This is a genomic window from Marichromatium sp. AB31 (genome assembly GCF_003718685.1).
Lineage (GTDB): Bacteria > Pseudomonadota > Gammaproteobacteria > Chromatiales > Chromatiaceae > Marichromatium > Marichromatium gracile.
Map to the genome: position 1 here is coordinate 97,783 of NZ_RHFI01000007.1, position 20,166 is coordinate 117,948.

The following is a 20,166-nucleotide window of genomic DNA, read 5'->3' on the forward strand; positions in this document are numbered from 1 at the left end:
TTTCCGGCTCAGGCCGCCTCACCGACACGCGTGAGCACGCGCTTGGCCTCGTTGATCTTGGCGGCGAGATAGGCCGAGCCGCCGCGATCCGGGTGCATGCGCTGGATCAGCCGGCGATGGGCGGCGCGGATCGCGTCGTTGTCGGCGTTGGTCGCCACCCCGAGGATGGCGCGCGCCTCGTCGTCGCCCATTCGCGTATCGCTCGGGCGCGGCGGCGCGCTGCGCGGCTCCTGTTCCTGACGGGCGCGGGCGCGCTCGGCGAAGCGCTGTCCGCGCTCGCGCGAGAGATAGACCTCGAGCGCCTCGGCCGAGGCGGCATCGCTGGCGCAGCCGCCGGCGAGCAGATCGAGCAGGGCCTCGGTGGCGATCGACTCGAGCCGCTGTCCCTGCAGTGGGCCGAGCAGGATCTCGCCGCCGATGCGCCCGGAGAGGTGGTCGATCTCGAGTCGCACCCAGCGCGTGGTCATGCGCGATTCGTAAGGGCCCTGATAGCGGGCGCGGGCGTGCTCGCGATTGAACTCGCGCACCCACATCGCGGTGGCGCCGGCCACCGCGCTCGGCATCAGGATGAAGTTGACCACCGGCACCATCCCGAGCCCGGCGGCCGCCGCGCCGAAGCCGAGGCTGAGTCCGCGCTCGCCGCGCAGCCGCGCGCGCATCTCGCGGAACTTCAGCCCGTGGTTGCCCATCGGGTAGTCGCTGTACTGCACCGCGAGGATCCAGGCGGTGTAGAGGAACCACAGCAGCGGGCCGACCACCGGGACGAACAGCAGCACCAGGAAGGGGATGGCCAGGGCCAAGGCGTAGACCACCTTCACCAGCTCGTCGAGCAGGGTCGGGAGCAGCTCCTTGAGGAGCTTGCCGACGCTGCCGCTGTCCTGCAGCGGTCGGCCGGTGAGCAGCAGCTCGACCTTCTCGGCGAGCAGGTTGTTGAACGGCGAGGCGATCAGGTTGGCGACCAGGTTGAAGGTGTAGAACACCACCACCAGCAGCAGCAGCGCGAACACCGGCCAGAGGATCCACTCGAGCCAGCCGAGCCAGCTCGGGATCTGGGCCTCGACGAGGTCGAGGAAGGCGGCGAACTCGCGGGCGCCGAGATAGATCGCCAGCGAGAAGACGAGGATATTGACCGCCAGCGGGATCAGCACGAAGCGTCTGAGTCCGGGGCGGGTGATGAGCCGGACGCCTTGCAACAGGTATCCGGCACCGAGCATGGGTTTGGCGACCATAAGCGGCATCTGACGTCGTTGTCGAGGGGCTGGACACGATGGTCCTGACCCTGGGGTTAAGGGCGATCCTGTGGATCGAGGAGAGTCTCGGGATACGGGGGCGTTGCGGTCGGGACGCGGCGGCCCGCATCGGCAGCAGTATACTCAGCACGAGACCTCGATGCAGTGCACAAAACGCACGGGAGGTGGACGATGTCGATCGCGCGCCGCGCGCGTCACTGGCGAGCGCTTGCCGATGGTCGGGTGTGCTGTGAGCTCTGTCCGCGGCGTTGCCGGCTCGCCGAGGGACAGCGGGGGCTGTGTTTCGTGCGCGCCTGCCGCGATGGGGCGCTGGTGCTCACCGAGGCGGCCCGCCCGCTCGGTTGCCATCCCGACCCGATCGAGAAGAAGCCGCTCTACCACTTCCTGCCGGGGTCGCTGACCTATTCCTTCGGCACCGCCGGTTGCAACCTCGCCTGTCGCTACTGCCAGAACTGGGAGATGAGCCGGGCGCGTGTCGCCGCCACGGGTGGCGGCGCGCCGACCGATCCGGCGCGGATCGTCGCCGCGGCGAGGACGAGCGGCTGTCGCTCGCTGGCCTTCACCTACAACGATCCGGTGGTGTTCCACGAGTACGCGCTCGATTGCGCCGCGGCGGCGCACGCCGCGGGGCTGTATACGGTGGCGGTGAGCGCCGGTTATGTGCAGCCTGCGCCGCGCGCCGAGTTCTATGCCGCGATCGATGCGGCCAACATCGACCTCAAGGCCTTCGACGACCGCTTCTATCGTCGGCTCTGTGGCGCCCGGCTGGCGCCGGTGCTCGAGACCCTGGAGTCTCTGGTGCACGAGACCGCCGTCTGGGTCGAGATCACCACCCTGGTGATCCCCGGCGAGAACGACGATCCGCGTCGATTGCACGCGCTGAGTGCCTGGATCGCCGGGCATCTCGGCTGCGAGGTCCCGCTGCACCTCAGCGCCTTCCATCCCGCCCACCGCATGCGTGACCACGCCGCCACCCCGATCGCGACCCTGATGCGTGCCCGCGAGATCGCTCGCGCCAACGGGCTGCGTCACGTCTATCTCGGCAACCTGGGAGCGGAAATCGGCGGGGAGACGCGGTGCGTGAGCTGCGGGGCACGGTTGATCGCGCGCGTCGGCTACCGGGTGGTGGCGCGCGCGCTGGACGAGACCGGACGCTGTCTGGTCTGTGGCGCCCGCTGTCACGGTGTGTTCACGACGACTGCCCGCGACACCGCCTTGGATCATCCCGCTCGCGGGCCTACCTAGTCAGTTGCGCCGGCGTTGTCCCCATGGTCGGTGTGTCGATATCCTTACCTCTTGGGAGACGCGGGCCCCGAGGCCCCACGGCGGATGAACCCATGGAGCAGCCCCGTTTGCACATCCTCCTGCTGGAGGATGCCTCCAGTGCGCCACTTGCGCTCGATGCCATGCTCGATGGCGCGGCACATGTGCTCGAGCGTCATCGTCTCGACCAACCCGGTCTGGCTGAGCTGATCGCCAGCCGTGTCGACGACTGGGATCTGGTTCTCTGCGATGGTCGCGCCGCGAGTGCCGACCTGGAGTGGGTGCTGACGGGGAGCGGCGCGTTGCCGGTGCTGCTGCTCTCGCCGCTCGACGATGGCGGCGCAGGTGCCTGTCGCGTCTGGGAGGCCCTGTCAGGCCCCCTCGTCGAGCATCTTGCCAGGCTGGCCGTGCCGCGTTCGGCGGGGGTGGGTGACGATGACTCGATCCGGCTGGAACGGATCGTCGCCAGTGTACCCGGCATGATCTACGCCTATCGGCTCGATGCCGAGGGTGCACCGCAGCTCCAGTTCATCACCTCGACGGTCGAGCCGATCCTCGGGATCCGTGCGAAGGAGCTGTTCAGCGACAGTCATCGCTTCATCGCCAACATCCACCCCCAGGACCTGCCGCGCGTGCTCGCGCATCATCGTCAGTGCGAGCGCGAACTCTGCCATCGTCACGATCAGTATCGCTATCTCCATCCCGGACGGGGTGAGCGCTGGCTGGAGGCCTGGTCGGTGCCGGGGCGTGAGCGCGACGGCACCATCCTCTGGTACGGCTATCTGCACGACATCACCGAACGCAAGCACGCGGAGATCGCGCTCGAGGAGGAGCGTCGCCGACTGAGCACGCTGATCGAGACCATCCCCGATCAGATCTGGCTGAAGGATCCCAGGGGACAGTATCTCGCCTGTAACCTGTCGTTCGCCCGCTGTATCGGGCTCGACAAGCGACGCATCCTCGGGCGCAATGACCGCGAGATCTTCCCCGAGACGCTCGCCGAGCGGGTGGAACGGCGTGATCGCGAGGCGGTCGAGCACGGCGGCGCGATCCGCTACGAGGTGTGGTTCGACTGCGCCGACGGTAAGCGGATTCGGATGCAGACGATCAACACCCCGATGTTCGATGCCGCTGGGGCGCTGGTCGGGGTGCTCGGCGTGGGGCGCGACATCACCGTCGCGCACGAGGCCCAGCGGGCTCGGTTCGAGAGCGAGAAGCGCTATCGCGATCTGATCGAGCACGCCAACAGCGCCATCATCCGGCTCGGGCGTGATGCGCGGATCGAGTTCGTCAACCCCTATGCCGAGCGCTTCTTCGGTTACCGCGCCGCCGAGTTGATCGGGATGCCCTTCACGGTGCTGCTGGCGTCTGCCTCGTGCGCCGCGCAGACCCTGCTGCCGGGGTTGATCGGGGATGCCGACGGCCACTCCAGCCGGGTCGAGCGCAATCGGTGTCGCGATGGGCGCGAGATGTGGATGAACTGGACCAACAAGCCGGTGTTCGATGCCGCCGGCGAGTTGGTCGAGGTGCTCGCCATCGGCAACGACATCACCGAACTCAAGCGTACCGAGTCGGCGTTGCGCGAGAGCGAGGAGCGCTTCCGCGCCCTGTTCGAGAACATGCACGTCGGTTTCGCGCTGCACGAGGTCGTCACCGATGCCCAGGGGCATGCGATCGACTACCGCTTCCTGGCCGTCAACCCCGCCTACACCCGGATGACCGGCCTCGCCCAAGAGCAGGTCATTGGTCGTCGTGTCGGGGAGGTGATCCCCGGCATCGAGGACGATCCGGTCGACTGGATCGGGCGTTACGGGCGGGTGGCGCTCTCCGGTGAACCGATCCGCTTCGAGGCCTATGCGGCCTATTTCGAGCGCTGGTTCAATCTGCTCGCCTATTCGCCTGCGCCCGGACAGTTCGCGGTGCTGGTCGAGGATATCAGCGAGCGCAAGCGGATCGAGACCGAACTCGAGAGCCGGCGGCGCGATCTCGAGGCGCAGGTGCGCGCGCGCACCGCCGAGCTGGAGACGGCCAAGCGCGCCGCCGAATCGGCCAGCGAGGCCAAGAGCCTGTTTCTGGCCAACATGAGCCATGAGATCCGTACCCCGATGAACGCCATCATCGGATTGACCGAGCTGCTGCGCCGCGAGCAGACCGATCCGGGTCTGACCGAACGGGTCGAGCGCATCAACGAGGCGGCCCATCATCTGATGGGGTTGATCGACGACATCCTCGACCTGTCGCGGATCGAGGCGGGCAAGCTGGTGATCAACCGCGAACCCTTCGCCATGGCCGATCTCTTCGATCAGTCGATCGCCCTGCTCGAGAACCGCGCCGAGGAGAAGGGATTGAGGGTTCGGCGCGAGATCGCGTCGGACATCCCGGCGGTGCTGGTCGGTGACGTGTTGCGTCTGCGCCAGATCCTGCTCAACTTCCTCGGTAACGCGGTGAAGTTCACCGAGCAGGGCGAGGTGGTGGTCTCGGCCGGGCTGATCGAGCGCGATGCTGCACGGGTGCGGCTGCGCATCGCGGTGCGCGACACCGGCATCGGTCTCGACACCACCCAGCAGGAGCGTATCTTCGAGCTGTTCGAGCAGGTCGACGGCTCGCCCACCCGGCGCTATGGCGGTGTCGGTCTGGGGTTGGCGATCAGTCGTCGACTGAGTCTGCTGCTCGGTGGCGAGATCGGTGTCGAGAGCCGTCTCGGGGTCGGCAGTACCTTCTGGGTGGAGCTGCCCTTCGAGATCGCCGAAGAGGGCCAGCACGCGCCAGTCGCGCAACCCTTGCAACGCCCCGCGACCGAGCGTCTGCGCGGGGCGAGGGTGTTGCTGGTGGAGGACAACCGGGTCAACCAGGACGTGGCGCGCGAGATCCTCGAGTGGGTCGGGGTGCGGGTCGAGGTCGCCGGAGATGGCGCAGAGGCGCTGGCGCGGGCCCGCGAGTCGGTGTTCGATCTGGTGTTGATGGACATCCAGATGCCGGTGCTCGACGGTTTCGAGGCGACCCGGCGCTTGCGCCGGCTGCCCGGCTATGCCGAGACCCCGATCCTGGCGATGACCGCGAACGTCTTCGAGGAGGTCGAGCGTCGTTGTCTGGCGGCGGGCATGAACGGTCATCTCGCCAAGCCGATCGATCCCGAGCGGCTCTACGGGGTCATCGCCGACTGGCTGCAGCGCTCATCGGCACCGATGGCGCGCGATCAGGGTTTCGAGGAGCGGATGCGTGCGCTCTCCGGGGTGGACCTCGAGCAGGGGATGATCAGGGCCGGGGGACGCGTCGAGAGCCTGGCGCTGCTGCTCGCGCACTTCATCGAGGCGCATGGCGCCGATCCCGCGCGGTTGCGCGCGCTGCTCGCTACCGGGCGACCCGACGATCTTGAGCTGGTGGTGCGCCGTGCCCACGAGCTCGGGGAGGGGGCCGGCGCGCTGGGACTGACAGGCGTGATGGCAGGCGCCGCCGGGTTCGAGCAGGCGGTGCGCGAGGGGACCGGTCACCGGGCGGCCTTGGCGCTGCTCGAGCTGGCGCTGACCGAGACCTGTGACGGTGTGCGTCGGGCCCTGGCCGCAGTCGCTCGCCCTGACGCCTCGCCGCGACAGGACTCGGGCGAGGAGGAGACGTTGATCGACTGGAAGGCGCTGCGCGACAAGTTCGGTGGTCGGGATGCGTTTATCCAGCGTCTGCTCGCCTCCATGTGTGATTCACATACAGGGACTCCGGCACTGCTGCGTGCAGCTGCCGAGAGTGAGGATCATCAACGGATCGCCTCCATGGCGCACACCCTGGCCGGCAGCGCGGGGAATCTCGAGGTCCCGTCGGTGGCGCGCCTGGCGCGCGAGGTCGAGCGTGCGGCGCGCGACCGCGATGCGCAGGCTGGCGCATTGGCCGGTCGGCTGGCCGACAGACTCGTGCGCCTGCTCGAGGAGATCGCCCGCACGCGCTGATGCTGGAGGATTTCTCGTGGAGAAGGACAGATGACAGAGTTGCTGGTGGTCGATGACGAACCCTTGAATCTGGAGATCATCGCCGACTTCCTCCAGGCGCCCGAACGGATCTTCACCTTCGCGCAGGATGGCCAGGAGGCCTGGGACAGGCTGCAGGACGAGCCCTCGCGCTTCGACCTGCTGATCCTCGATCGACGGATGCCGCGGATGGACGGCATCGAGCTGCTCGAGCGGGTGGTCAGGGATCCGCGCTTCGAGGATCTGCCGGTGATCATGCAGACGGTGGCCAGCTCGCCCGAGGAGGTCGCTCAGGGGTTATCGGCGGGTGCCTGGTACTACCTGGCCAAACCCTACCAGGCCGAGGCGTTGCAACGGATCGTCAACGCTGCGCTGCTCGATCGGCGCAACCGTCATGCCTTGCGCCAGCTCCAGCGCGAGATCTCCAGTACCTGGGGACTCCTCCAGGAGGGGCGCTTCCGTTTCCGCGAGCCGCGCCATGCCTCGCTGCTGGCGGTACAGCTCGCCGATCTCTGTCCGCGCGCCTCGCTGGTGGCCATGGGGCTCTCCGAGCTGATGATCAACGCCATCGAGCACGGTCTGCTCGGGATCGGCTATGAGGAGAAGGGGCGGTTGCTGGCGCAGGATGCCCTGACCGACGAGATCGAGCGCCGCCTGGCCCGCCCCGAACAGGCCTCGCGCTGGGCCGAGCTGTGGCTGCGGCGCGAGGCCGAGCGGATCTGTTTCACCGTCTGCGATCATGGTCCCGGTTTCGACTGGGCGCCCTATCTGGAGCTGGCGCCGGAACGCGCCTTCCATCATCACGGTCGCGGGATCGCCATGGCCCGTCAGCTCGCCTTCAGTGCGCTCGACTATCAAGGACGGGGGAACGTCGTGCAGGCGTGGGTGAGCCTGAACGAGTCGACGCCGGAGTCCAACGATGACTGAGTCGAGGCCTGCATGCGTCGGGCATTGATCGTCGAGGACGACCAGTCCATCGGCCCCTTGCTGGTCCAGCTGGTACGCCGCCTCTGGCCCCAGGCCGCGGTCGAGCACTGTGTCGACGGGCGCTCGGCGCTCGATGCCTGGCAACGTCACGGCGGGGCCGATCTGGTGCTGCTCGACTGGGGCCTGCCGGATACCACCGGGACGGCGCTGTTGAAGACGATTCGCGCCACCGGCCACAAGGTGGTGTGCGTGATGGTCTCGGGACATGCCGATCGTGATCGCATCATCGAGGCGCGGCGTTTCCAGGCCGATGCCTATATCGTCAAACCCTTCCGTGCCGCCGAGGTGATGGCGCGATTGCGCGAGGTCGTCGAGGAATCGGGCGCGGTGACGGCGGCGAACGACGATCTCGACGCCCTGCCCGAGTTCGTGACGCGGATGCTCGAGCACGAGTCGCTGGGGGTACCGCTCGATCCGGCGCTGGCCGAGGCGCTGGAGGGGATGGCCGATCTCGATGCCGAGGCCCGTCTCAAGCTGATGCGTCGCTGCCAGTTCGAACCGGCGTTGGTCGGTCCCTTGCTGGGGCTGGCCAACAGCAGCCCCTACAATGACGGCTCGGTGCTGATCGAGACCCCGGCGAGGGCGCTCGAACGGGTCGGTTCGGCGGTGCTGGTCAATATCGCGGTGACCGCTGCGCTCCATTCCGGCAGCGCGCTCGTCGCCGAGGCGCTGGTGGCGCACGAACGCCGTCTGCGCCAGGAGGCGCTGGCGCTGATGCGGCTGCTCAATGTCCTCGGACGCGTGCTGCGCGTGGATGTCGCCGGGTGCCGTGCCGCGGCCATGCTCACGCGTCTCGGCGAGCTGGCGCTGCTGGTGCTCCAGCAACGCTGGGTCGATCTGGGCGGACGACTCGACCCGAGCGCATGCGAGCGACTGCTTGCCGCACGCGCCGCCGAGACCGGTCATCAGCTCAAGGTGCAATGGGGAATACCGACCGCGCTCCAGATGCGGATCGGCGCGGTCTATCAGCTACCGAGTGGAACCGTCCATCGCGATGCCATCCTGATGCGGATCGCCGGTCTGGTGCATGGCGAGCGTGACGGTGATGAGCTCAACCGGCTGCTCTCGCGGCTCGGTATCGAGCAGTCGCCGCAATGGTTGCGCGCACAGGCGGCTGAACTCGGCGACTGAGGTCGAGGCTTCAGCCGCCTCGGGCGGCTGCGATCGCCCGAGCATGCTCGATCAATGTCTGCTCGACACGCTGGTTGACGCTGCCCTCGGGGTAGCGACCGGCGCCGTCGCGCTCCCCGGCAGGGGTCGCGGTGAGCAGGGCGATGGCCTCGTCGATGTCCGCGACGGCGTGGATGTGGAACTCGCCGGCGGCGACCGCCGCGACCAGCTCGTTCGAGAGCATCAGCGTCCTGACGTTGGCCGTCGGGATCAACACCCCCTGCTCGCCGTCGAGCCCTCGCGCCCGGCAGAGCGCGAAGAAGCCCTCGATCTTCTCGTTCATCCCGCCGATGGCCTGGATGGCGCCGTGCTGATCGATTGCGCCGGTGATCGCCAGCGACTGACGCAGTGGCAGCCCGGAGAGCGCCGAGAGCAGGGCGCAGAGTTCGGCGGCCGAGGCGCTGTCGCCGTCGATCGGGCCGTGGGACTGCTCGAACACCAGGCTGGCGGCGAGCGAGAGCGGCTGGTGGCGGGCATAGCGCCCGGCGATGAAGCCCGAGAGGATCAGCACGCCCTTGGAGTGGAGCGGCCCGCCGAGCGCGACCTCGCGCTCGATGTCGATCAGTTCGCCCTCGCCGGCGCGCGCGCTGGCGCTGATCCGCACCGGGTGGCCGAAGCCGCTGGCGCCGAGTTCGACCACCGCCAGGCCGTTGACCTGGCCCGGCAGGTGCCCGGTGGTGGCGATGCGCAGGGTGTCCTCGAGGATCGCCTCCTGGATGCGGCGGCTGATGCGGTCGCAGCGGCGCCGGCGCGCAGCGAGCGCCCGATCGACGTCTTCGGCCTCGACCAGCTCGGTGCCGCGGACCCCGGCATGATGGTCGGCCTCGTGGACCAGATCGGCGAGCGCGCGCATCTGGCCGCTGAGATGCGTGCGCTCGCCGGCGAGCCGGGCGCTGTGCTCGATCACCCGGGCGACGGCGGTACGCGAGAAGTGACGTAGCCGCGAATCCCGGACCCAGCTGGCGACCAGTCGCGCCAGGGCGTGTTCGTGCTCGGGGTCGCGCGGCAGCCGCTCCTCGAACTCGGCGCTGACCTTGAACAACTCCTCGAACTCCGGGTCGGCCTCGGCGAGCAGGGCATAGAGCATGTGCTCGCCGAGCAACACCACCTTGACCCGGAGCGGGATCGGTTCGGGTTCCAGCGAGACGGTGGTCAGCGGGCCGTTGCCGCCCTCGGGCGAGTCGAAGCGGATCTCGTCGTTGTGCAGCGCGCGTTTGAGCGTCTCCCAGGCGAGGGGTTGGGCGAGCAGCTTGCGTGCCTCGATCACCAGATAGCCGCCGTTGGCGCGATGCAGCGCGCCGGGACGGATCATGGTGAAGTCGGTCTCGAGCGCGCCGAGCACGGCGCGGTGCTCGATGCGCCCGACCAGCTCGCGGGGGCTGGGCAGGTCGCATTGCACCACCGGCGCGCCGCCATCGTCCTGGTGCGAGAGCAGCGGATTGACCCGGTAGCGATGCATCCAGGGGGTGCCGTCCTGGGGGTTTTGCGGTTCCTCGTCGGTGACGAGGAACTGGTCGAAGTGCGCGATCACGTCGTCCTCGACCGCATGCAGATAGGCCAGGGTGTCGGGTTGGCCGTGGTGACGGCGCTCGATCTCCTCGAAGAGATGACGCACCGCGCCGCGCGCCTGATCGCTGTTGAGCCGGTCGATCTCCTCCTCGCAATGGCGCTTCCAGCGCGCCACCTGATCCATCACCGCGTGCAACGCCTCGCGCAGCTGCTCGATCTCGGTCTCGATGCTTGCGCGCTGCTCGGGTTCGAGCGCGGCGAAGGCCTCGGGCGCCATCGCCTTGCCCTCTTGCAGTGGCGCCAGACTCAGGCCCTCCTGGGTACGCAGCAGTGCCACACCCCGCTCCCGACGTTGTTCGAGACCGTGTTCGATGGCGCGGGCGCGGTTGCGGTAGTCGTCGCTCTCGAAGGCGCGTCGCAGTGCCCGTTGCAGGTCCCTCACCAGCCGCTCCATGTCGCGGGCCAGTCCGGGGCCCTGACCCGGCGACAGGCGTAGCGCCCTGGGGTGGTGTGGATGGCTGAAGTCGTGCACATAACACCAGTCGTCCGGGAGCGGGTCGCGTCGAGCGCGCCGTCGCAGCGCGTCGAGCACCAGCGCCGACTTGCCGCTGCCGGCGGGACCGATGGCAAAGAGGTTGTAGCCGCGATGACGGATGTCGATGGCCAGGCCGATCGCCTCGAGCGCGCGATCCTGACCGATGAAGCCCGTCAGCGGCTGCAGCTCGGCGGTGGTGGTGAAGGCCAGTCGCTCGGGGTCGCAGCAGAGCCGCAGCGCAGAGGCAGGCAGGGCGGTCATGATCTCTGCTCCTCGTCTTCGGCGCCCAGCCGTAGCCCGCTGACGCGCCTGACGCGGCGCCGCAGCGCGGCCTCGAGCACCCGTGGGCTCTGATGGACCAGGGTGAAACGCTCGCGGGCACGGGTGATGCCGGTATAGATCAGCTCGCGGGTGAGCACCGGGGTGGGGTGGTCGGGCAGGGCGAGGGCGGTATGGGTGAACTCCGAGCCCTGGGACTTGTGCACCGTCATCGCGAACACCGTCTCCACCGCCTGCAACCGGCTCGGCAGCACCCAGCGGATGGCGTCGCCGCCGTCGGGGTGCGGGAAGGCGACACGCAGCACCCGCCGCTGTCCACCGTCGGCGTCGCGCAGCGGCGTCTCCAGAGCGATACCGATGTCGCCGTTCATCAGCCGCAGCCCGTAGTCGTTGCGGGTGATCAGCACCGGTCGCCCGGCGAACCAGGCGTGATCGGTGCCGTCGAGCAGCCCGGCGCGGGTGAGCCAGTCAGCGATCCTGGCGTTGAGTCCGGCCACGCCCCAGGGGCCGTGGCGCAGCGCGGCGAGGAGCTGGAACTCGCCGTGGGCGGCGAGCACGGCGCGTGCCCAGTCGTCGATCTCGGTGTTGTCGGCCTCCGCGGCGGGGGCCTGCGCTCGCATCAGGCGGAGATAGCCGTGGTAGCCGGAGACCACCAGGTCGATCAGCGCGGGATCGTCGGGGGTCCGGACCGTCAGTTCGGCGATCACCCCGAGCGCCTCTTGCTGGGGGGCGGTGAAGAGCGCCTGGATCTCGGTGCGGGTGGGCGCGGGCTCGGTGTTGATGCGCTGGGCCAGCGCGCCGATCCCGCCCTCGGCGCGGAAGCGATAGCTGTGCCTGAGCATGGCGATGGCCTGGTCGAGCGGTGTGCCGGCATCGTCGAGGGTCTCGGGCGGGAGTGACTGACCACAGGCGGCGCCGACCCAGGCGGCGGTCGCCTCGGTGTAGTGTCCGGCGCTGGCGCGGCGGCAGAGATCGCCGAGCACCGCCCCGGCCTCGACCGAGGCGAGCTGGTCCTTGTCGCCGAGCAGCACCAGCGCGGTCTCGGGGCGCAGCGCCTCGATCAGCGCGGCCATCAGCTCGACATCGACCATCGAGGCCTCGTCGACCACCACCAGGTCGGCGTCGAGCGGGTTGCGGGCGTGGTGGCGGAAGGCGCGACTGTCGGGGATCGGGCCGAGCAGCCGATGCAGGGTCGAGACCGCGGTGGGGATGGTCGCGCGCAGCGACTCGGCCACCGGCAGGTCGGCTACCCGAGGGGCGATCGAGGCGTTGAGCCGGGCGGCGGCCTTGCCGGTGGGGGCGGCCAGACGGATGCGCAGCGGCGCCCGGTCGGCGGCGAGCGCGAGCCCCTGGAGCAGCGCGAGCAGACGCACCACGGTGGTGGTCTTGCCGGTGCCGGGACCGCCGGTGATCACCGCGAAGGGACTGCGCGCGGCGAGCACGCAGGCGATCCGCTGCCAGGGATCGCCATGCTCGGCGGGGAAGAGATCGGCGAGCAGCGGGCGCAGCCGTGCCGGGTCGAGAGGCTGAGGGCGCGTCAGACGCTGCGCGATGCCCTGTTCGATGATCCGCTCGTAGCGCCAGTAGCGGCGCAGATAGAGCAGCGGGCGTCGGGGCGTGCCGGCGAGCACCAGCGGCGCGCAGCCGTCGTCGTCGCTGCCGGCGAGATCGCAGACGGCGCTGCTGGCGCCGAGTCGCGCCGCCCAGGCGGCGGGGTCGAGCCCGGCGAGTCGGGCGGTGAGCGCGTCGTGGATGCCGGGCTCGGGCGGGCGCTCGGTGTCGCTGGCGAGCAGGGTCTCGGGGTGGGCGAGCGCATCGCCGAGGTCGAGACAGACGTGACCGTGACCATTGCGCTCGCTGACCAGGGCGACGGCGAGCAGCACCGCCGGGTCCTGCTCGCCCGCTTCGCGCTGGACGAAGCGGGCGAGCGCGAGATCGAGTGCGCGCAGTACACCCTGTTCGACCCACAGGGCCAGCTCGTCGAAGAGCGTCCGGGCCGTCTCGTTCATGTCGTTCATGCCGCCGCCTCCCGTTCGCCGGCGAAGAGCCGGTCGAGCGCCTCGATGAAGGCCACCGGCGGGCGGTCGAGATGGAGTCCCTGGGAGCTTGCCGCGGCGCCGCGCAGGAAGGCGTAGATGGCGCCGCCGAGGTGACGCTCGGGGTCATAGTCGGGCAGGCGTGCGCGCAACAGACGATGGAGCGCGAGCAGATAGAGCGCGTACTGCAGGTCGTAGCGCGCGGCGAGCACCGCCTCGCGCATCGCCGTCTGAGCGTAGGCGGCATCGTCCGGGCCGAGCCAGTTGGACTTCCAGTCGAGCAGGTAGAAGCGTCCCTGGTGCTCGAAGACCAGGTCGATGAAGCCCTTGAGCATGCCCTCGAGGCGCTGGCGCTCGAGCGCCGGGCGCGCCGCGCCGGGGGCGATGTGGCGGCGCACCAGGGCATCGAGCGCGGCGGTGTCGACGGCGCGGGTCTGGATCCAGAACTCGAGCTCGACCTGGAGGCGCTCGGGGTCGAGTGCGGCGAGCCGGAGATCGGCGCCGTCGATCGCGGCGAGCGACCAGGTGCGCGTCAGATAGCCGGCGAGCCACTGATCGAGTGTGTCGATCCAGTCGGTCAGCCCGCGTCTGTTGCAGCGGCGCGCGATGGTCTCGCGGCGCAGCGCGGTGGCGGCGAGCGCGGCGCGGTAGCCGCGCAGGGTCTCGCCCTCGGGGGCGCGCCATTCGAGGGTCGCGGCCCATTCGAGCAGGCCGTGGAGGAAGGTGCCGTAGCGACTGCCGCGCGGGAAGGCGTGCAGCCCGGTGAGGCGCGTCGGCTCGACCGGTCTCGCCCTCGGGGCCTCGGCCAGCGCCTCCTCGAAAGCGGTCTCCTGGGCGGCGGTCTCGCGCTCGCCCGGCGTGTCGTCGGGCTCCTCGCTGGCGCTGTGGCGGGCGAGCGCCGAGTAACTGGTGATCCACCAGGGGCGTGGTGGCCGGTGTGGTGGTGGCCGGGCGCTGTCGAGCGAGACCTCTGCCGCGGTCTGCGCGAGCGGCGTGGTCGCTCTCGGCTCGTCGAGCGTGGTGAGTGCCGGCCAGTGCGCGAGTCTCTCTCGGAGCGCAGAGGGTTCGTCGATCCCGAGCAGATGACCGAGCGCGGTGACCGGCAGCTCCTTGGTGGCGCCGAGTCCGAGCCAGAGTGCGTCGCGCGCCCGGGTGAGGGCGACATAGAGCTTGCGCAGGTCCTCGCCGAGGCGCTCGCCTTCGGCCTGCTCGACCAGCGTCGGCGCGGCATGGAGATGGAGCCGCAGTCGGCCCTCGGCATCATGGGTCTTGAGCGGGAGGTCGTCGCTGCGTACCTGACGGGTGGTGGCGACGAAGGGGACGAATACCAACGGATACTCCAGCCCCTTGGATTTGTGGATGGTGATCACCTGCACCAGGTCGGCGTCGCTCTCCAGTCGCAGCTGCTGGGTCTCGGCATCTTCGCCGCTCTCGCCCTGGATACGCGCCTCGAGCGCGCGCACCAGGGCCTGCTCGCCGTCGAGTTGCTGGCTGGCGCGGGCGAGCAGCTCGCCGAGATGGAGCAGGTCGGTGAGCGCACGCTCACCATCGGTGCGGGCGAGCAGCCGGGGTGCGATGGCGAAGTCGGCGATGACGCGATAGAGCAGCGGCAACACCCCCTGGGTGCGCCACAGCTGGTGATAGCGCCTGAGCCGTTCGCCGCAGTCGTCCCAGTAGAGTTCGTCGTGGTTGAGCCGGTCGAGCTGGTCGAGCGGCAGGCCGATGAGGTCGCAGGCCAGCGCCTGACGCATCAGCCGCTCGTCGAAGGGATCGGCGACGGCGCGCAGCAGCAGGAGCAGGTCGTGGGCCTGGCGGCTCTGATAGACGCTGTTGCGCTCGGAGAGATAGACGCTCGCCACGCCGAGCTGGTGCAGTTCGGCGCGGACCTGTGCGGCCTCCTGATGGCGATTGACCAGGACCGCGATGTCGCCGGCGCGCAACGGGCGGTGTCCGCCCCGTCCATCGGGGAGGGTGGCACGCCCGCTGGCACCCTGTTCGAGCAGCGAGACGATGGTACGCGCGGTGCAGGCGGCCATCCGCTGGGCATAGTCCCCCTTGCCGAGCGGTTTGCCCTCATCGCCGTCGAGCACCCAGGCCTGGAGCACCGGGGCGGGTTCGCCGTCGATCCTGAGGCGGTCGTCCTCGGCGCGGCTCGGATTGGGCGAGACGGCGAGGAAGGGGACCGGGTCGGCGGTCTGGTCGCGGAACAGGAAGGCGCCGCCGGGGCGTTGCTCGGCCTGGGCGAAGAGCGCGTTGATGCCCTCGATCAGCGCCGGGCAGGAGCGATAGTTGGTGTCGAGGCTGTAGTGCCGGGGCGCGGTGGCGGCGCGGGCGCGCAGATAGGTGTGGATGTCGGCGCCGCGGAAGGCATAGATCGACTGCTTGGGGTCGCCGATCATGAACAGTCCGGTCTCGGGGGCGTTCTCCTCGGGGCGGTAGACGGTGGCGAAGATGCGGTACTGCAGCGGGTCGGTGTCCTGGAACTCGTCGACCAGGGCGAAGGGGAACTGACGGCGGATGGTGGCCGCCAGGCGCGCGCCCTGCGGACCCTGCAGCGCTTGGTCGAGTCGTTCAAGCAGATCGTGCTGGGTGAGCAGGGCGCGCGCGCGCTTCTCCTCCTCGATGCGTTCGGCAACCCGGTGCAGGGCGTGGGCGAGCAGCGGCGGTTGGAGTTCCGGGAGGTCGGCGAGCTGCTCGAAGAGCGTCTCGAGCGCACGGCAGGCGGGATGATCGACGGGTGGGGCGTCATCCTTCCAGATCTCTGCGACGGCCCGTGATGACATGCGCTGCCAGGAGCGGCTGTCGGCCTTCAGTGCGGGGTGTTCGGCCTCGGGGTCGAGGATCCAGGCACGCAGTTGCGTGATGACATCGGCGCGATGCTTGCTGTTGAGCTGGCGCTGGTTGAATGCCTTGCGCGCGGCGGCCTCCTCGAAGAGGGTCTCGAGCTGGCCGCACCAATCCTGCTCCGACCACGCCTGTTTGAGCGTCTCGATCCGTCGGCGACGCGTCTCGAGCACGTCGGCGATGATCGTCTCGGGCGGTTGTTCGGGCGCCCTCGGGGCGTGCTCGCGCAGCCCGAGCAGTCGGGCGAGTCGCTGTTCGAGCGCGAGCGGGGACGACCAATGCACGTGGACCCGGGCGAGGGTGGCGCGATCGAGTCCGCCGTAGCAGCTGCGCCAATAGTCCTCGACGGCCTGACGCAGCAGCGGCGCGGCATCGTTCTCCAGTTCCAGCTCGAACATGTTGCCGCTGTCGAAGGCGTGCTCGCGCAGCATCCGGTGACACCAGGCGTGGATGGTCGAGATCGCCGCCTCGTCCATCCACTCGGCGGCCTGTTCGAGATGACGGGCGCAGAGGTTGGGGTCGGTGTGCGCGCTCATCTCCGTACGCAGCCGGGCGAGCAACGGATCGCCGCTGTCCGTCTCCGGACAGCGGAAGGCGGCGGCGGCCTCGACCAGCCGGGCGCGGATGCGCCCGCGCAGCTCGTCGGTGGCGGCGTTGGTGAAGGTCACCACCAGGATCTCGGGTGGCTGCAGCCGGGTGCGTGCGCCGAGCGCGACACCGTGACCGAGCACCAGACGGAGATAGAGCATCGCCAGGGTGAAGGTCTTGCCGGTGCCGGCGCTGGCCTCGATCAGACGGGCGCCGCAAAGCGGGATGGCGAGTGGGTCGAGACGATTGGGTTCAGCTGTCATCCCAGGTGGCCTGGTCGGGGTTCTTGATGTCGGTGTGCAGGTCGGTATAGAGCCGCTCGGCCCAGTCGGTGAACTCGGGATGTCGCTGGAGGCTTGAGGCGTCGGGATAGCAGCGAGCGAGATAACCGCTGTGCTCCAGGGCCGCGGTGAAAGACGGTTCGAGGTCCGGGGCGTCGTCGCGGCGTCCGAGCCAGGCGATGCCGGTCTCCAGGGTCGCCGGCAGCGGCGCGCGCATCCCCGCCCACCAGGCCGCGAGCAGTCGTTGGAGACGGGTACGCGAGAGTTCGGGATCGAGCGGACGCAGGTGCAGCCGACCCGCCGGGGTGAGCACCCAGGTGGCGACCGGCTCACCGTTGAGCTGGGCGGCGAGATGGTGCAACCAGTGCTCGACGATCTGGTGCCAGCGGTAGTGCTTGTCCTTGACGATGCTGCTGGCGCTGAGCCGGAGCTGGATGCGTGTGTCCTGGTGCTCGGCGCCGAGCCGGGGGGCGAGCTGGTCCTCGAGACGCAGCGCCACATCGCCGTCGGTGCGGTGTTCGAGGCTGAGCGGTGAGGGGTGCCCGAGATCGCGTGGATACTCGCGACGCAGTGTCTGCCAGCGCTGGTGGAGCGGCAGCAGTCGCTCGCCGATGCCGGCGGCGAGCAACTCGCCCTGGGCGCCCGCGGGCAGTTCGCCCCGGGCCTGCAGCCGTTCGAGCGCGGCCTCCAGCCGGGGGGCGAGTGCGAGTTCGACGTCGGCGGGATCGAACAGTTCGGTGATCAGCTGGTCGCTGAGCTGCCAGTTGAGCAGGCCGTCGAGGGCGAAGGTCTCGACATCGGATGGCCGCTCGCTGGCGCGCGGGCGGTCGACTTGGAGACGCTGACGGAACAGCGCATCGACCGGGGCGCGGAGGAACTGGGCGAGTCGACGCAGGTCGAGCGGTCCTTCCGGGCTCCAGGTGGGGAGATCGCTGTCGTCGTCGGTGCCGGGTGTGTCGTGGATTGCGCGCCACTCGCTGGCATAGGTGAACAGCCGGGGGTCGCGACCGGGGCGGAAGTAGGCGCGACTGAAGGGCTGCAGCGGGTGCTCGGTGGTGAGCGCGGCGAGCAGCGTCTGACCGTCGCCGTCGGGGTTGGCGCAGCGCCAACCGGCGGCGAGGTGGTCGCGCAGCTGACCGACCAGGACCGAGGGGGTCTTGGGGGTGTTGTCGCGGATGTCGCGCCCGATCCAGCTGATCGACAGCCGCTCGCGTGCCGAGAGCAGCGCCTCGAGGAAGAGATAGCGGTCGTCCTCGCGGCGCGAGCGATCGCCCGGGCGGTAGTCGTCGGCCATCAGGTCGAAGTCGGGGGGGCGATGGTTGCGCGGATAGTCGCCGTCGTTCATCCCCAGCAGCCAGATCTGGCGGAAGGGGATGGCGCGCATCGGCATCAGCGTGGCGAAGTTGATCGCGCCGCCGAGAAAGCGCTGGGTGAGGCTGGGTGCGTCGAGCCCGCGCAGCAGGGTGTCGCGCAGCACCTCCAGCGGCAGGGGCTCGGCGCCGGCGTCGGCCTGACGACAGTCCTCGTCCCACTGCTCGAGGCTCTCGCGTACGCGCGCCAGGGCCAGCTCGTCGCTCTCGCCGCAGGGGCTGAAACAATCCTCGAGCAGTTGCTCGATGGTCGTGACCCAGTCGCCCGGGGTGCGCGGCTGGTCGAGTCGTTCCCAGTAGCGCTCCAGGGTCTCCAGCAGGTCGATCAACGGGCCGAGCAGTGTCGCCTCCAGGCCGCCGACCTCGGCGTGCGGCTCGATCCCGCGCCAGGCGCAGGTCGCGCCGGCGGCGAAGCCGAGCAGCATCCGCCGCAGTCCGAAGCGCCAGGTGTTGCGCTCGGCCGCGGCGGGCAGTCCGAGGTGTTCGCGCTGGCGCCCGTCGAGTCCCCAGCGCACGTTGGCGCCGATGATCCAGCTGCGCAGCCGGGGCAGCTCGCCCTCGGTGAGACCGAAACGCGCGCGCAGCGCGGCGATGTCGAGCAGATCGAGCAACTCGGTGACGGTGAAGCGCGCTCGCGGCAGGTCGAGCAGCGTGGCGACCCCGATCAGCAGCGGATTGCGGTGGCGCTCGCCCTGGTCGGCGATGTGGAAGGGCAGATGACGCGGATCCCGGCGCGGGATGCGGCCGAACACCGCAGCGATGTGCGGCGCATAGAGGTCGATGTCGGGGACCATCACCAGGATCTCGCGCGGGGCGAGTGGGCGGCCCTCGGCCTCGGCGGTGACGAATGCGGCGAGCAGCTGGTCGTGGAGGATCTCGACCTCACGCTGGGCGCTGTGGGCGATGGTGAAGCCCAGGCTGTGGTCGTCGGTGGGATCGATCGCCGTGTTCTGCTGCTGGCGCTCGCCGAGCGGTCGCAGGTCGAGGATGTCGTCCTGGAGCTGGGCGAGCAGATGGTGCTCGGTGGCGGACTCGAACAGGTCGATGTCGAGCGACTGCTGGCGGAACACGCCTTCGTAGTGCTCGCGCCGGTCGTGCTCGTCGAGCAGACGGATGTAGTCGCGCCCCTGCCGACCCCAGGCGGCGAGCAGCGGGTGACCGTGGAGATGGAGGGCGGTCTCGTCGACGTCCTCGGGGACCTTGCGCGCGTGGTTGCGCCCATAGGCGCGGGCGAAGAGTGCGCGACCCTCGATGATGTCGCCCCAGTAGTGTCGGCTGGGATTGTGGACGAAGAGCATCACCTGACTGTGGGCGGCGATGCCCTCGAGTACCTCGAGGGTCTGGCGCGGTAGCGAGGAGATGCCGAAGACGATCACCCGCCGCGGCAGCCGGGCCGGGGCGGCGTCCTCGACCGTGGCGAGGAAGCGACGGTGGATCTCGGCGCGGCTGGCCTGGGCGAGCGGGTCGTCGGTGGTCGTCCCGGCGAGGTCCTGGTGGAGCAGTCGCCACAGCAGCGGTTGCCAGCGCTGCTGCTCGGGCACGGGCTGTTGCGTGGCGTCGGCGCGGATCAGGACGTCCTTGCCGCATCCCCAGGCCTCGAGCCAGTCGGCGCGATAGACCTGGTACTGGTCGAAGAGGTCGGCGAGTCGTTCGGCGAGTTGATGACGTCGGCGCGCGCTCTCCTCGCCGTGCATGAAGGCGTGTAGCGGCGCGAGCACCGGATCGGCGGGGCGTTGCAGCAGCTCGCCGAGCAGCCGGTGGATGCGCCAGGTGAGTGGCGCCTTGTCATAGGGGGAGCTTGGCGGCAATGCGCCGAGCACGCCGCGGTAGGCCTCCCAGACGAAGCGTCCCGGCAGCATCACCCGCAGCGCGGCGGAGATGCCGCAGCCGCCACCGAGTTCGCCCCCCGCCGGTTCGGCGAGGGCGAGTTTGATCCACTGGGCGATGCCGTTGCTCTGCACCAGCACCACCTCGTCCTCGAGCGGGTGGAGCGGGTAGCGTGCCACCCAGGTGGTCAGCAGGTCGCGCAGTGACTCCAGCCGGTTGCCCTGGATCAGCATGAACCCGGTGGGCCAGTCCCCAGATCTCGTCACCCCGT

General features: G+C 69.7%; 9 protein-coding genes. 4 read left to right on the forward strand and 5 right to left on the reverse strand.

Annotation, left to right across the window (positions count from 1 at the left end):
- Positions 1 to 8: 8 nt before the first annotated feature.
- Positions 9 to 1,229, reverse strand: coding sequence for a sulfate transporter CysZ (cysZ, locus tag EBL84_RS07560; RefSeq protein WP_123140255.1), 1,221 nt, complete (start codon positions 1,227 to 1,229; stop codon positions 9 to 11).
- A gap of 192 nt (positions 1,230 to 1,421) precedes the next feature.
- On the opposite strand from cysZ, the gene amrS reads away from it, so the two are divergent.
- The 4 genes from amrS (at position 1,422) to EBL84_RS07580 (ending at position 8,587) form a co-directional block, all read left to right on the forward strand.
- Positions 1,422 to 2,495, forward strand: a complete 1,074-nt coding sequence (gene amrS / locus EBL84_RS07565) for an AmmeMemoRadiSam system radical SAM enzyme (protein ID WP_123140256.1) — start codon at positions 1,422 to 1,424, stop codon at positions 2,493 to 2,495.
- 92 nt (positions 2,496 to 2,587) lie between these two features.
- Positions 2,588 to 6,451, forward strand: coding sequence for a PAS domain S-box protein (locus tag EBL84_RS07570; RefSeq protein ID WP_190287906.1), 3,864 nt, complete (start codon positions 2,588 to 2,590; stop codon positions 6,449 to 6,451).
- Between the two features lie 30 nt (positions 6,452 to 6,481).
- On the forward strand, positions 6,482 to 7,396 hold the full coding sequence (locus EBL84_RS07575) for a response regulator (RefSeq protein WP_123140258.1): 915 nt from the start codon (positions 6,482 to 6,484) through the stop codon (positions 7,394 to 7,396).
- A gap of 12 nt (positions 7,397 to 7,408) precedes the next feature.
- Entirely contained in the window at positions 7,409 to 8,587 is a 1,179-nt protein-coding gene (locus EBL84_RS07580) for a response regulator (RefSeq protein WP_123140259.1), read from the forward strand.
- Positions 8,588 to 8,597: 10 nt separating this feature from the next.
- On the opposite strand, the gene EBL84_RS07585 is transcribed toward EBL84_RS07580, so the two are convergent.
- From EBL84_RS07585 to recC, 4 genes are read right to left on the reverse strand one after another with little or no spacing between them, the layout of a single operon-like run.
- The gene (locus EBL84_RS07585) at positions 8,598 to 10,931 is read right to left on the reverse strand and encodes a Lon protease family protein (RefSeq protein ID WP_123140260.1); all 2,334 of its coding nucleotides are present in this window, start codon (positions 10,929 to 10,931) and stop codon (positions 8,598 to 8,600) included.
- Positions 10,928 to 12,967: an exodeoxyribonuclease V subunit alpha gene (recD, locus tag EBL84_RS07590; RefSeq protein ID WP_123140261.1), complete on the reverse strand. Its 2,040-nt coding sequence runs from the start codon at positions 12,965 to 12,967 to the stop codon at positions 10,928 to 10,930. Before recD ends, EBL84_RS07585 begins: the two co-directional genes overlap by 4 nt.
- Positions 12,964 to 16,680 carry an exodeoxyribonuclease V subunit beta gene (gene recB, locus EBL84_RS07595; protein WP_123140262.1) on the reverse strand — a complete coding sequence of 1,239 codons (3,717 nt, stop codon included), beginning with the start codon at positions 16,678 to 16,680 and terminating at the stop codon, positions 12,964 to 12,966. Before recB ends, recD begins: the two co-directional genes overlap by 4 nt.
- Entirely contained in the window at positions 16,670 to 20,161 is a 3,492-nt protein-coding gene (recC, locus tag EBL84_RS07600) for an exodeoxyribonuclease V subunit gamma (RefSeq protein ID WP_123140263.1), read from the reverse strand. Before recC ends, recB begins: the two co-directional genes overlap by 11 nt.
- Positions 20,162 to 20,166: the final 5 nt, after the last annotated feature.

Excerpts from the sequence above, each read along its gene's own strand:
- cysZ (WP_123140255.1), bottom strand. The coding sequence starts at position 1,229 with ATGGTCGCCAAACCCATGCTCGGTGCCGGATACCTGTTGCAAGGCGTC.
- amrS (WP_123140256.1), top strand. The coding sequence starts at position 1,422 with ATGTCGATCGCGCGCCGCGCGCGTCACTGGCGAGCGCTTGCCGATGGT.
- EBL84_RS07570 (WP_190287906.1), top strand. The coding sequence starts at position 2,588 with ATGGAGCAGCCCCGTTTGCACATCCTCCTGCTGGAGGATGCCTCCAGT.
- EBL84_RS07575 (WP_123140258.1), top strand. The coding sequence starts at position 6,482 with ATGACAGAGTTGCTGGTGGTCGATGACGAACCCTTGAATCTGGAGATC.
- EBL84_RS07580 (WP_123140259.1), top strand. The coding sequence starts at position 7,409 with ATGCGTCGGGCATTGATCGTCGAGGACGACCAGTCCATCGGCCCCTTG.
- EBL84_RS07585 (WP_123140260.1), bottom strand. The coding sequence starts at position 10,931 with ATGACCGCCCTGCCTGCCTCTGCGCTGCGGCTCTGCTGCGACCCCGAG.
- recD (WP_123140261.1), bottom strand. The coding sequence starts at position 12,967 with ATGAACGACATGAACGAGACGGCCCGGACGCTCTTCGACGAGCTGGCC.
- recB (WP_123140262.1), bottom strand. The coding sequence starts at position 16,680 with ATGACAGCTGAACCCAATCGTCTCGACCCACTCGCCATCCCGCTTTGC.